Here is a 13,477-nt window from a genome sequence, read left to right as displayed (position 1 = left end):
ATTTTTTAGATAGAGAGAGAAGATTGGAGAGGTTAAAATGAAACAAGTAAAAAAAGCGATCATTCCAGCAGCAGGATTAGGAACAAGATTCCTGCCAGCAACAAAAGCAATGCCAAAGGAAATGCTGCCAATTGTTGATAAACCGACAATTCAGTATATCGTTGAAGAAGCAATCGCTTCTGGCATTGAAGACATCATCATCGTAACAGGAAAAGGCAAAAGAGCAATTGAAGATCATTTCGACTATGCTCATGAGCTGGAGCAAAATTTGCTTGAGAAGAAGAAGTTTGATCTTTTGGAGAAAGTTCAATACTCCTCCAATCTTGCTGATATCCACTATATTCGTCAAAAAGAGCCGAAAGGACTTGGCCATGCTGTTTGGTGTGCGAAAAGCTTTATCGGCAACGAGCCATTTGCTGTCCTGCTTGGTGATGATATCGTTCAAAGTGACACACCTTGCTTGAAGCAGCTGATTGACCAGTATGAAGAAACACTTTCACCTGTCATCGGCGTACAGACTGTTCCAGACAGTGAAACAGACCGTTACGGCATTGTTGACCCTATCGAGCAAGAAGGCAGACGCTATCAAGTAAAGAACTTTATTGAAAAGCCGAAGCGCGGAACAGCACCATCTAACCTGGCTATTATGGGCAGATACGTGCTGACACCAGAAATCTTCATGTTCTTAGAAAAGCAGCAAACAGGAGCTGGCGGTGAAATTCAGCTGACAGACGCTATCCAAGAGCTGAACCAAATTCAACGAGTATTTGCTTACGACTTTGCAGGCAGCCGCTATGATGTTGGTGAGAAGCTTGGCTTTGTGAAGACAACATTGGAATTTGCTCTGCAACAGGACGAAATGAAGCAAGAGCTGATTGATTATATGAAGCAATTGATGAAAAAGCATGATAATGCAGAAATCAAAATTCTTTAATTAGAGCTAAGAACAGGGCATAATGGATGTCCTGTTCTTTTTTGTTCTATAACGCTATTATTCCATAATTTTACTGTATAATAATGACAGTAGAAAGGTGGAGGGAAATGAGTAAGGATACAAAGCAAAATGAAAAGAAGGATTTCACCGATTCTAGTTGGTTTATTTTTCTAGTTGTTTTGGTGGCGGGTCTTATTAATGTTTTTATTATTAAATAAAAGACGAGGGAGTCGCATCTTCGTCTTTTTTTACAACAAAAAAAGACAGACGGAAGATTAGCCTCCGTCTGTCTTGTCGATTATTTCGCTTTTGTGACTGTTTTTTCTGTCACTTTGCTAGTGTTCCCAGCTTTGTCTTTTGCTGTTACAGCAAGCACTGTTTTTTCTTTTTGCTTTTTAATTTTAATCGAGTAGTTGCCTTTTTTATCTGCTTTCCCATTGGCAATAGCTTTTTTATTTACTGTGATAGTAACAGTTGCATTAGCTTCTGTGCTGCCTTTTACCTGTGTTGTAGCAGTTGTGACATTGTTAACCTTTGGAGCCTTTGGCGCTGTTTTATCAGCAACCGTGATCGTTTTTGCTTTGCTGACATTGCCAGCTTTATCCTTCGCTGTGATGCTCAGCTTCGTGCCGGCCTTTTGCTTTTTGATGGCGATAGAATAAGCGCCTTTACTGTCCGCTTTTCCACTCGCAACTGTCTTTTTACCGTCTTTAATAGTGATCGAAGCATTCGCTTCTGCTTTACCAGCTATTTTCGTGCTGTTATCACCGACTGTACCGCTGACTGTTGGAGCTCCTGGCGCTGTTTTATCAGCAACCGTGATTGTTTTCGCCTTGCTGACATTGCCAGCTTTATCTTTTGCTGTAATGCTCAGCTTCGTGCCAGCCTTTTGTTTTTTAATGGTGATAGCGTAAGCACCTTTGCTGTTCGCTTTCCCGCTGGCAACAGCTTTTTTGCCATCTTTAATTTCAATGGAAGCATTTGCTTCTGCTTTGCCTTCAATTTTTGTGCTCTTGTCACTGATTGTGCCAGTCACAGAAGGAGCAGCTGGCGGTGTGCTGTCGCCAACAGTGATAGTCGCAGCTTTGCTTGTCAGCTTCGCACCGTCTGTTGCTGTAATACTTAGCTTCGTGCCCATTTTTTGTTTAGCAATCTTAATAGAGAACTTACCTTTGCTGTCAGCTTTGCCTGTGCCGATTGATTTTTTACCAGCTTTAACGGTAATCGCTGCGAATTCCTCTGCTGTTCCTGTCACCTTCGTATCATTGTCACCAACTTTATTAACTTTCGGTGCATTAGGTGCTGTTGTGTCTTCAAGGACAGCTGTGCGGATCGTTGCTTTTGCTGGTGTTCCATTTACTGTCTTTTCAAATGTTACTTCCAAAATGCTGTCTGTTTTTTGCAGCGGAATTTCGATAGCGTAATTGCCATTTTTGTCTGCTGTTGCTTTTTTCACGTCCTTGCCGATTTTTACACTAACAGCAGTGCCGCTTTCAGCTGTGCCTTTAAGAGCATAGCTGCTGTTGTAAACATCAGCGACAGTTGCTTTCAGCAATGCTGTGCTGTATGCCCCGTAAACATCGAGTCTGCCCCAGCCGGAAACATAATCATAGCCTGGTGGGAGGCTGTCTCCTTCTTCGTAAATAATTTCGCCGTCCTCTGTGATCACTTCTACTATATCCTCAAACTTGTACGGGTTGTCCTGCTCTTCAAAAGCAATGTTTTTTGCTGTTTCTGTCAGGATTTTTTCGACTTGCACAGGCTTCAAGCTGCTGTCTAATGACAGAAGCAATCCTGCAGCTGCGGCAACATGCGGTGTTGCCATTGATGTACCGCTGTAGTAAGTAACATTACCGTTTGGCACAAGGCTTGGGATATTAGTGCCTGGTGCGACTAAATCAGTGCCGATACCATAGTTGGAATAATCGGAAACAATATCCATGTCATTAGTAGCGCCGACAGATGTAGCATACTTGCTTGATGCAGGATAGCCGACTTCTTCCATACCGTCATTTCCTGTCGCAGCAACGATAGTTACATTATGGTTGTACGCATACTGCATCATATATTCCAATGTTCTGCTGTAAGGTCCGCCAAGGCTCATGTTAATGACTTTAGCACCTTTATCAACAGCATATTTAATTCCTTTAGCGATTTGTTCTGTATCACCTGAGCCGCTTGCGTCCAGAACTTTTACAGGAAGAATCTTCGCATTAGCATGAACACCAGAAATCGAATAGCCGTTATCCATACCTGCTGCGATAATGCCGCTCACATGTGTTCCGTGACCGTTATCGTCAAGGGCATTATTATTGTTGCCAATATAGTTATAGCCTTCAGAAGCTAATACATTGCTGCTTAAGTCAGCAAGTGTGCTGTCCACACCTGTATCTACAACAGCAATTACCGTTTCACTGGGCTTAGCTGCTGTCAGCAAGGAATGAAGGGGACCGAACTGAATATCTGCACCGCTTGTTCCTTGTGTTTGGCCAGTGTTAGATAAAGACCATTGGTATGGATTAGAGACGTCATTTGTTGTCTTACCTAATGCTTTATATGTTTGAATTTGTTCTACATATTCAACTGCCGATGATTTTTTGACAGAGTTCACAATGCTGTTCTTTTGCTGTGTCGAATAGCTGTTGTCTTTTACTTCACTGCCAAGGTCGATTACATATAAATCATCAGCGATTTTATCTGAGTTATTTAAACCTTGGATTGTTTCACTTTGAGCTGCTTGTGCGCTTTTCTTGAAAGTTGATAGGCTTTTGCCTGATTTTAGTTTGACGATATACTTGTTGGAAGTATTCTTGTTAGAAATAGCTGTTGTAGAAGCTCCCAATTTATTAAATACAGTTGAGAGTGTTTTATCTTCTAAGTTGCTGATGTTGATTTTTGCTTCTGTCTTTTTCAGCTGTTCCTTCAATGTCTCAGGTGCAGCATCATAAGCATATTTGTACAAGCTGTTGATTGCTTTCACGTCTGCGCTTGTAAAGGTGTAAGTAGAGCTTGTGCCGTTTTTAAGCAATTCCGTGTAAATTGGCTTAAGCTGACGCAAGTTCTTTAACACATCACTGCGCATGCCTTCATCAAAAACGATTTTTGCACTTAAGAAAGGTGCCACCTTGTAGTATAAAGAAGACAGCTTTTTGCCTTCATCTGTTTGCGATAAAATCGAATCTCTGATTTCACGCAAGTCCTTCAAGATAGACAAACCATCCTTCTGCTCGCTAGTGCTCAATTCAACAGGGCATTCTTCCGCTGTTTCTGTTGAAGGCTCAAGCACTTCGCCTTTCACATTCAGTGTAAAGGAAGTATCAGCTTCGATAGGCTCTGCTTCTTCCGTTTCTTCACCTTCTGGTAATTCTTCTTCTGCTAGCTTCTCTTCTGAGACCTCTTCTTCTAAGACCTCTTCTTCATATGGATAATACTCAACCTTCACATAGTAAGAGCCAATCCATGCTAACGGAAAATGAATAACCGCTGGCGATTCGATAAAGCTGTAGCCTTGATACTGATCAAATGTGTTTTCAGCATTTGCATTTTCAAGACTAGAGTAAACGGAAACATTCATTTCCTCTGTTGAATCTAATGTGAATTCATAGTGCGAAAAGTTCTTAATGTCTTCTGCAGTCGGCGTGAATTTAAACCATTTAACATACTCTCCGTCTGCGAAGCTGTCTTCAATTAGCTTCCCGCTAACTCCAGTGTCTGCTTCATCTGCAGTCGAGGCTGCCGCTGCTGGAAGTGCTGTCCAATTGCTGACAACTAAAACAAAGGCTAGTAAAAAAGTAAAGATCGAACCAATGCGTTTTTTGCTTTTCATCACGTTCCCCCTAGGAAAATTAATAGATTACAAATCTATTAAAGCATGTTTTTGGGAGAAGTGTTAATAATATCTAGTAAAAATGGAAAAATTATTCAGTTCCTATTTGTTAAAAAAGTTTGTAGGCATTAAGTCTGGAAATAGGAGATGACAGAAATTTTCTACTATTTATGGTAAAATAAACATTATCTGTAAATAGGAGGAGAAGAAATGAACAAAAAACTGATTCTGCCAATCCTCACACTCGTGCTGGAGGCAGTTGGCACCTTCCTCGTCGCTTCGTTTTTTTCAATTCGCTTTATTGAAGTAATGTTTTTTACTGGACTTGTGTTTACACTGATTATTTTTACCTTTTCCAGCAGCGGCGGAGCATGGACAAGATTTATCGACAGCCAGACAAGTGCACAAACAGGCATTATGCTCGAAAAAGAGCCGTTTTATTTACGAATGAATCTTTCCCTTATCACATCTGCTGTGTATACAGCAATCGGACTTATTCTGTTTATCTTATTAATCGCAAAGGTGATTCCGCCTGCTTAACTTGTAATTAAAAGCCCTCAATTGGGCTTTTTTATAGTTTGCCTGTCTAAAAAACTGTTTTTCTTCTATATATAAGGTAAGAAAGGAGAGATGATGATGGCAAGAGGATTTGATTGTGCAACAAAGCTCAACACTAAATCAGCAAGTGCCTTAAAGAAAGAAGGATTTGACTATACGGCCCGCTATCTTGGGAACAGCTGGAAGACATTTGATAAAACAGAAGCAGAAGCCATCAGCAAGGCCGGCTTAAAGCTGATCAGCATCTTTCAGAAAAGCGCCGACAGAGCAGCCTATTTTACAGAGGCACAAGGCAAGGCTGATGGACTGGAGGCGGTGAAAGCGGCAAAGGCAGTCGGCCAGCCACCGGGAACAGCGATTTATTTCGCAGTTGACTTTGATGCCAGAAGCAGTGCTATGCCAAGCATTCTAGCTTATTTCAATGGAGTCAAAAAAACATTCGAAACGTATAAGCTCGGCATTTACGGGTCCTATGCCGTCATGCTTGCAGTAAAGGGCAAGGCCGATTATTACTGGCAGACATATGCCTGGTCAAATGGCAGGATTGCTGACTTCATTCATATGCACCAATATGAAAACAATATTAAAGTCGCAGGGGTGCTGATAGACAGAAATGATGTTCGCAAAGAACCAGGGCACTGGAGTTCGACAGGAAAAAGCTCCGCCACTAAAAGCTTTGAGGTGAAAACAGAAACAGCTGCCTATTTAACAGCAGCAGATGCAAAGCTTGGCAAGCACAAAAAAGGGATTGTAAAGACTGGAAGCTACTATATTTTCAATGAATCAGCAGGAATGGTTAATGTCACGAAACAACAGGGAGTGCCAGGCTCATGGATTAACCCAAAAGCAAGTGGCTCAACAGAATACCATACTGTTGCAAAAGGAGACAGTCTTTCAAAGATTGCCCAACAATATGGCATAACCCTCGCCAATCTCCAAAATCTAAACCCGCAGATTAAGAATATCCATCTTATTTATCCAAACCAAAAAATTAAAGTAAAGTAGGGCAATGCTGCTCCCTAATCATAAGGGGGCTTATTTTTTTGTGAAATTTTTTCCAAGTAAGGCGAACAGCAATACATTTTCCCTCTGTTTTTAGTATGATAGAAGTAGATAAATAACAAGGAGGCGATATGGTTGGAGAATAAGCAAGAAGAACTTCAAGTGACGATGAATGCTGCCGGAAAACATTTCTCAGAGGAGAAGTTCTGGGGAAAGCTCGCGAAGTTTGCCAAAAAGGCAGGCGCATCTGTCGTGTATGCAGTGCTGCTCTTGTATTTCACATTAAAGAAGCCAGAAGTGCCGGTTAAAGCGAAAACCACGATAATCGGGGCCTTAGGCTATTTCATTCTTCCCATTGATTTAATTCCAGATATGGCAGTCGGAATCGGATTTACAGATGACCTCGGAGCGTTAGGAATTGCACTGATTCAAGTAGCCATGTATATAGATGAAGATACAAAGCAAAAAGCAAAGCAGAAATTAGCAGACTGGTTTGGAGGCAATGTCAGCACAAAAGAGATTGACGCTAAAATCGGCGGTTAACGATAGGTGATAAGAAAGTTGTATGAACAGTGATAGTAAATTATGGGTATTTCGACTGGTGTAAAATGAACCTTTTGGCATATGAAAACAGCTTTTTTCTTTTTTACAATAAAAGGATATTAGGTAATATATCGGATAATGAGGCTTTACATGTTCGAAATCCTTTGTGAAAAAGAGAGGAGAGTTTCGTGAAAATACTAGATGCTTCCAGTTTACAAGATACAATGGAACAGAGGGCGAAGCATTATGATAAGCTTCGCGACCAGTTTACCGCACTACGAAAGGCCTTTCAGGAAATCATTGATTTAGACGACTTCGAAGGAAGAGGCGCCGAAGCAATCAAAGCCTTTTACCAAGGCCAAATTGAAGTAGTCGAAGCATGGCAGCGCCTGTTTGACAGACAAATCGCCTTTTTTGAAAGCATCGGCGGCAAGCTCAGCGACAAGGATTTAGACGGCAACACAAGAGTAGAGACAGCCTTTCTGGAAGAAGATCTTGTCCAGAAAGAACGCCAAGCAGATGAGATGATAACCGAGCAGCGCCGTGCACTCGAAAACATCTTTCGGGATATCGATGATCTCGTCTCATTAGATGCCTTTTCCCGAGATAAATTCGATGATTTAATGATGGACGCAAGCAAAAAGCGCACAAAAACAATCGAAGCAGTCGAAGATACAGATCAAGAGCTCAAAGAAGAATATCTGACCTCAGAAGGGGAAGAAGCCTATGCCATTCAGCTGTTCAGTGCCTTGCTTGGCGCAACAAAACAAGGCAGCAGCATCTCCCCCGTCCATTTCGACGCAGACGCCTATCACTCAAGCGACATCTACAAGCTGAAAGGAGAGGCAGAAGCCGCCACCTTAAGCTACATTACATACAAAAAAGAAGAACAACAAGCAAGAGAAATCGCCGAACAGCCCACTTCCGAAAAAGTATGGGGCGGCATCAAAAGCTTTGTCGGCGAATTCACCGGCTATTATGATTACAAGCGCGCAGTCGAAGGCGTGGATCCCGTCACAGGCGAAAAGATGTCAACCGCACAGCGCTTAGCAGCAGGCGGCATGGCATTAGCCGGCTTTATCCCAGTCGTCGGCTGGGCAGGCAGAGCCGTCAAAGGCGGCAAAGGCATCTATTCGGCAACAAAAGGAATCAGCGCCGCCGAAAATGCCATGAGCACCTACAAAAACGTAAAAGCCTTCAGCACCCTAGAAAAAACCGAAATGGGCATCTACGGCCTCCTTTCCGCCAATGGCCTGTCCGAATACGTAACCGGCAAAGACATGTTCGGAAACGAACTCACAGACCAGCAGCGTCAAGCAAGCCTAACCCAAAGCATCTTCGCAGGCCTACCATTTGTGCCAGGTATGGCGAAAGAAGCCAACCGACTTGGCCAACAAGCCTTGAACTCCACCGTGCAGATTGGCAAGCAAGGAGCGGATGTTTCAAGAGCGTTTATGGATGATCTTGGACGTAGTCTTAATACTTCTCCTAATGCAGCGTTTGCGGGTGGGGTTGGTAATATGAGTTCCTACTTGAAAGCTGAGAGCAGGGCTGATGTTGGGAAGGTTAGTGGGGATAAGGAAGAGTATTTGAGTATGTTGAGTGGGCGTGGTGTTGAGGATGCTGGTAAGGGTACGGGTGATGTTACACCTAAAAAGAAATCTGTACCAGACTGGCTTAAAGAGCGTTGGGAAGCAGGTAATAATTTTAATAAGGAAAATCGTCCTCGTTACCCTTATAATGAGGTAGAGTTGGAAGCAAAAGAAGTAGGGGGCAAAAAGTACGTAGTTGACTCATATGCACCCAACAAGGAAATAGTATCGAGAAAATTCACTCAACTTAGTGAAGTGCAAGAAAAGACAGCTAAGAGTTACTTAAATGAAATTACAAAAAAATATTCTTCGGGTTCTAAAATATCAAATGGTACTTTTAATCCTAACGCTCTCAAAGGAGGGCGACTTAAAGGTGAATTAATATTAGAAATACCTGTTCAAAATAAACCAATTCCGCAAGCAATTCTTGATGAGGCAACAGAAAACAGGATTATTATTAGGGATATTAAGGGGAAGGTGTATAATTGACTATGAAAATTTATTATTGTGACGAATGGTCGGACATCAAAAAGAAGCCTTGGAACATACTTGATGACCGTACTGCATACACATACCATCAAAAACAAGAACCATATACGGCGGTATTATTAGAGGATGAGAAACCTAAGTATATTGTAAATATTACAAATGAATGGGTTTCGGTGGGGTTTTATGATGACCTGATTCGTAAATATTTAAATTATGATTTTGAAGTTATGAGTGATGGTAAGATTTTTTTAAGAACAGCCATGTATTGGGAATATGATGATGAAACTGACACGGAAGTAAGTAGCTTGATTTTGGGCTTCCGAGAAGATGGCTATATAGCAATGGAAAAGAGAGATTTAAAGACCGGTTCAATCGAGGAGCGCGAAACTAGCGATACCCTTGAAAGAAACTGGGATGTATTTCCTGAATTTGGTCATTACAATCATTTGTGCAAAGAGGAAAGGTAACGTGTTTAGAGCACTCTAGTGCCTAAACTAGTTATACGAAAGGGTTTTACGTATAAGCACATAAAGCAAGTGAACTAAAATACAAATAAAATATTTGAGTTGGACAAAAAGAGCAATGATACGTTTGAAAATAGAGACTCCATGAAGGTTCTGCCATCATGGAGTTTTATTTTATATAGGAATAATAAGAAAAGTACGAGAATTGGGTGATTTGACATTTTACATGGTGTGGGGACTTATGATACTGCAAAACCCACAAACTAAAGAAAGACAATGACAAAGCTCGTAATGCTAAAGTTGGTAACGACACAGATACATAAATCTAGTGAATAAAAAGAAAGTGAGGATTTTAGAGTGAGACAAAAAGAAAATGATTTAATTGAAAATCGAAAGCTCATGATGGTTGTACCATCAAGGCATTCTGTTTTAATACTTGGTTTGTGTAAATAATACGATAATTAGGCGAGATGACATTCTACAAGGTAGGAGGACTTATGACAGGGCATTGACAATAAACAAACGATAGTACATAAGCTTGTTGCGATATACTATATGGAAATTAAGAGGTATGTATTTATTTTTTATATTACAAGGTTTTGGTTGTGTTTTTACAAGAGACGGTCGTATAATACTCGCTATTCGTTTAATAAGCGTTACGAAAATTACAATTTATGTAACGGGAGGGTGAAAAGTTGAACGTTATTGGGTATATACGAGTCTCCACTCAAGGGCAAGCAAGAGATGGATATAGTTTGAAATATCAAGAAGATGAAATTAAAGCATATTGTAAAGAGCATGGATTGAAGTTGATACATATTTTTAGAGACGAAGGAATTAGTGGCGCAAAACTAAATGAAGAAGCATTAGAAATAGACAGGGTGGGCTTACAGGAGATGTTGGCACACCTTTCGTCTGTCCAAGTTGATTATGTGGTAGTACTGAACACAAGCCGATTATGGAGGTCGGATATAGTAAAGGTGTTGATACAACGAGAGTTAAAGAAATATGGATGTGACATTAAAAGCATTGAACAGCCATTTTACAGTATCCATAAGAAAGACCCGAATGACTTTCTGGTGAATGGCTTAATGGAGTTATTAGACCAATATCAACGGCTTGAAATTGCCCTAAAACTAACGAAAGATAGAAACAAGAAAGCGAAGGAAGGAGGATATGCAGGAGGACGGGCGACATTTGGCTATATGAGACAAAAGGGTGAAAAAGAACTGAAGATACATAACGGTCATGCAGAAGTAGTAAAAAGATTATTTCAACTTAAACAAAAATATAAGAATTGGTCACTGTCTAGGTTGGCAGAAGCATTGAATGAAGAAGGCTATCAAACAACTCAAGGGAAAGCATTTACGAAAGTACAAGTGAAAAGAATTTTAGACCGAGAAAGTTTTTATCAAGGGATTTATACATAAGGACAAATACAAGCAAACGGGAAACATGAAGCAATAATTTAATAGGTTACTTAAAAAAGGGATTCATTTTCTAATAAGTTCTTATGAAGCGACGAAAATGGATAGGCTTTCGTACCAATGCGCACCGGATGGTGAACGCTCGAACTAAGGTTGCCAGCATTTTCATTCAATAATTGACAACTGAATAGGAGGATGAACGATGCATGAAAAGCAGAAACATATTTATGTGGGTGTAGACTTGCATAAACAGCATCATGTGGCAGTGATCATTAATTGTTGGCATGAGAAGCTTGATGAAATAAAGGTTGAAAATAAACCGTCCGCTTTCTCAACATTTTTACTAGATATTGATAAACTGACAGAAGAAGGGTTGACACCTGTATTTGGATTAGAAGATGTGGGCGGTTACGGTCGAGCACTGGCACAATATCTAACGGACCATGGACAAGTTGTAAAAGAGGTTAACCCAGCACTTTCATATGCTGAACGAAAAAGCCATGTGACCGTACAAAAAAGTGATAGCTGGGATGCGGAATGTGTGGCACGAATATTGTTTAACAAACTCAATCAGTTGCCAGACGCTAAACCACATGATTTATTTTGGTCGATACAACAATTGGTGACAAGAAGAAAAGCATTGGTGAAAGCTCAAGGTGCTTTAAAGAACCAATTGCACATTCAATTGAGCCACCATTATCCAAGCTATAAAAAGTTTTTCTCGGAAGTTGATGGAAAAACAGCATTGGCATTTTGGGAACGATATCCGTCACCATCTTGTTTAGAGAGTATAACCTTACAAGAATTGACCACTTTTTTATTAGAAGCCAGTAACAATACATGTTCCGTGAAAAAGGCTAATGACATATTAAAGCTAGTAAAAGAAGATGGACACACTGTGAAAGAACACCAAGAAACACGAGACTTTCTAGTAAGAAGCATCGTTCGAGACATTTCGTTTAAAAAGAAGGAAATGAAATATGTGGAAGGAGAATTAAAACAGTTAATGAGTTTACTAGACTTTCAACTAGACTCCATGCCAGGCATTGACCTTGTGACAGCCTCTGCATTAATTGCAGAGATAGGTGATGTAAGACGTTTTCCTAATGCCAACAAATTAGCACGATTTGCGGGGATTGCGCCTGTTTACTTTGGGTCTGGTGGGAAAGGCAAGGAACAAAAAAGCAAACAGGGAAATCGGGCGCTACACGCTTTATTTTACAACCTCGCAGTCCAGCAAGTGCAAGTAGCAAAAGGAAGCAAACTACCAAGGAACCCTGTGTTTCATGCTTACTACCAACGAAAGCTTAAAGAAGGCAAAACAAAGGGACAAGCATTGGTTTGCATTATGAGAAGGCTTGTGAACATTGTTTACGGCATGATGAAACATAAAACAGCCTACAAATTGCCGATAGTGCAAGAAAAAGAAGTAGTTTAATAGTGTGGTAAAATGGCTGATTTTTTTATTATTATTAGCCTTTATGATTACAACATAGGGTACGGATGAAATTGATAAGGTATTAACGAAAAATGGAGCATTTAGGGATGCAAAGAGAAGGGCGGGAATACCTAACTCTACTCAGCACAAGAAACCTGTCGATGTTTATGTTGGAACAACTGAAAATAGAAGAGTATATGAATTTGAAGTAGATGGCAAGAAAAAATATATTATAGAGCACCGAGAGGATAAATTCGGGAGAGGTCCTCACTTTCATGGTGCTGACGATTTAAGGGGAAGCCCATTGGAAAAAGGAAGATATAATCAGTATCCTGGACATTCTCCGGAAGATTTTGTTGGTTATAAAAAGAAGGGTCGACGATGAGAAAGGTGATTAATTTGAGTGACGAAAGAACAACAAAAATGGAGCTGTTAAAAAGACAAAGTAGAAGAAAGAATTTGGTAAAAGAAATAAACTTCATGAATCTTACAGAGGAACCTTTTTTAGATATTGAAGATAATGATTTATTTTGTAAGAATGTGTTTTCGCTACTTAACACAAGGGAAAATAAGATTCAATTGCAAGGAGATAGCTATAAAGAACATATTCAAAAATCAATACAATTGTTAAATGATACTATTGATAATATCGAAGTAATACCAAAACAAGGAAGACTATTGTTTTTTAGAGAAAATGAAATAGAAGCAGTGTTGGTTAATGTTAATGAAGTATTTAGTCACTTAAATGAAATTATTGAGTTAACAAAGTTTTCAGTTGGATATGGAGATTTTATTCTAGTTGCAGAAGATTTTAATTTTGGTTTGTGTATTGAACGAACGGAATATTTTTATGAGTTAAGTGTTTGGGGACTATCATAAGGAAAAAATTAGGAACCTTGATTGGCTAAAAGCCTTTCTAGGTTTTTTACTTTAATTAATGGTCTTAGTAAGGCTAAAATAGATTATAACCCTTATTCCGAGTAGTATTTACTAAATAAGAAAATTTTTAAACTATGATTATTAAAATACTTAACTATAAAGCACTTGATTTCTCTTTTAGGAAATCAGTTTTTTTTAAAAGATAAGAAAGTATAAAAATTTGGGTCTACCACAGTCATTTAAGCTGTGGTATTTTCATTTTATGGAGACCAATATATTGAGAAGAATATTTTTTGATAAACACCAACATTGGGAAGCTTTCAAA

The 13,477-nt window shown here is 39.8% G+C and carries 11 protein-coding genes; 10 read left to right on the top strand and 1 reads right to left on the bottom strand.

From position 1 onward, the window contains the following. Window positions 1-37: 37 nt before the first annotated feature. Window positions 38-934, top strand: coding sequence for a UTP--glucose-1-phosphate uridylyltransferase GalU (gene galU, locus M3600_RS14675; protein ID WP_233315822.1), 897 nt, complete (start codon window positions 38-40; stop codon window positions 932-934). 298 nt (window positions 935-1,232) lie between these two features. On the opposite strand, the gene M3600_RS14670 is transcribed toward galU, so the two are convergent. Continuing rightward, the gene (locus M3600_RS14670) at window positions 1,233-4,760 is read right to left on the bottom strand and encodes an Ig-like domain-containing protein (protein ID WP_251646554.1); all 3,528 of its coding nucleotides are present in this window, start codon (window positions 4,758-4,760) and stop codon (window positions 1,233-1,235) included. 210 nt (window positions 4,761-4,970) lie between these two features. On the opposite strand from M3600_RS14670, the gene M3600_RS14665 reads away from it, so the two are divergent. The 9 genes from M3600_RS14665 to M3600_RS14625 all read left to right on the top strand — a co-directional run bounded on the left by M3600_RS14665 (window position 4,971) and on the right by M3600_RS14625 (window position 13,152). Further along, window positions 4,971-5,300, top strand: coding sequence for a hypothetical protein (locus M3600_RS14665; protein WP_251646553.1), 330 nt, complete (start codon window positions 4,971-4,973; stop codon window positions 5,298-5,300). A gap of 90 nt (window positions 5,301-5,390) precedes the next feature. Then, entirely contained in the window at window positions 5,391-6,323 is a 933-nt protein-coding gene (locus M3600_RS14660; RefSeq protein ID WP_251646552.1) for a glycoside hydrolase domain-containing protein, read from the top strand. 165 nt (window positions 6,324-6,488) lie between these two features. Further along, on the top strand, window positions 6,489-6,863 hold the full coding sequence (locus M3600_RS14655; protein WP_251646632.1) for a YkvA family protein: 375 nt from the start codon (window positions 6,489-6,491) through the stop codon (window positions 6,861-6,863). A gap of 188 nt (window positions 6,864-7,051) precedes the next feature. After that, window positions 7,052-8,944, top strand: a complete 1,893-nt coding sequence (locus M3600_RS14650; protein ID WP_251646551.1) for a ribonuclease YeeF family protein — start codon at window positions 7,052-7,054, stop codon at window positions 8,942-8,944. 2 nt (window positions 8,945-8,946) lie between these two features. Beyond that, a complete protein-coding gene (locus M3600_RS14645) occupies window positions 8,947-9,411 on the top strand; it encodes a hypothetical protein (RefSeq protein ID WP_251646630.1) in 465 nt (154 codons plus the stop codon). A gap of 692 nt (window positions 9,412-10,103) precedes the next feature. After that, window positions 10,104-10,838, top strand: a complete 735-nt coding sequence (locus M3600_RS14640; RefSeq protein ID WP_251646550.1) for a recombinase family protein — start codon at window positions 10,104-10,106, stop codon at window positions 10,836-10,838. A 199-nt stretch (window positions 10,839-11,037) separates the two neighbouring features. After that, complete coding sequence (locus M3600_RS14635; protein ID WP_251646548.1) at window positions 11,038-12,273, top strand: IS110 family RNA-guided transposase; 1,236 nt, start codon at window positions 11,038-11,040, stop codon at window positions 12,271-12,273. 70 nt (window positions 12,274-12,343) lie between these two features. Continuing rightward, window positions 12,344-12,658: an HNH/endonuclease VII fold putative polymorphic toxin gene (locus M3600_RS29200; RefSeq protein WP_311315924.1), complete on the top strand. Its 315-nt coding sequence runs from the start codon at window positions 12,344-12,346 to the stop codon at window positions 12,656-12,658. Then, on the top strand, window positions 12,655-13,152 hold the full coding sequence (locus M3600_RS14625) for a YxiF family protein (RefSeq protein WP_251646546.1): 498 nt from the start codon (window positions 12,655-12,657) through the stop codon (window positions 13,150-13,152). Before M3600_RS29200 ends, M3600_RS14625 begins: the two co-directional genes overlap by 4 nt. The last annotated feature ends 325 nt before the right edge of the window (window positions 13,153-13,477 follow it).

Source organism: Niallia sp. MER 6 (assembly GCF_023714395.1).
Classification (GTDB): Bacteria; Bacillota; Bacilli; order Bacillales; family Cytobacillaceae; genus Niallia.
This window is presented reverse-complemented; position numbering and strand designations above follow the sequence as displayed.

What these genes read in the sequence shown, in the direction of transcription:
- galU (WP_233315822.1), top strand. Translation starts at nt 38, where the DNA reads ATGAAACAAGTAAAAAAAGCGATCATTCCAGCAGCAGGATTAGGAACA.
- M3600_RS14670 (WP_251646554.1), bottom strand. Translation starts at nt 4,760, where the DNA reads ATGAAAAGCAAAAAACGCATTGGTTCGATCTTTACTTTTTTACTAGCC.
- M3600_RS14665 (WP_251646553.1), top strand. Translation starts at nt 4,971, where the DNA reads ATGAACAAAAAACTGATTCTGCCAATCCTCACACTCGTGCTGGAGGCA.
- M3600_RS14660 (WP_251646552.1), top strand. Translation starts at nt 5,391, where the DNA reads ATGATGATGGCAAGAGGATTTGATTGTGCAACAAAGCTCAACACTAAA.
- M3600_RS14655 (WP_251646632.1), top strand. Translation starts at nt 6,489, where the DNA reads ATGAATGCTGCCGGAAAACATTTCTCAGAGGAGAAGTTCTGGGGAAAG.
- M3600_RS14645 (WP_251646630.1), top strand. Translation starts at nt 8,947, where the DNA reads ATGAAAATTTATTATTGTGACGAATGGTCGGACATCAAAAAGAAGCCT.
- M3600_RS14635 (WP_251646548.1), top strand. Translation starts at nt 11,038, where the DNA reads ATGCATGAAAAGCAGAAACATATTTATGTGGGTGTAGACTTGCATAAA.
- M3600_RS14625 (WP_251646546.1), top strand. Translation starts at nt 12,655, where the DNA reads ATGAGAAAGGTGATTAATTTGAGTGACGAAAGAACAACAAAAATGGAG.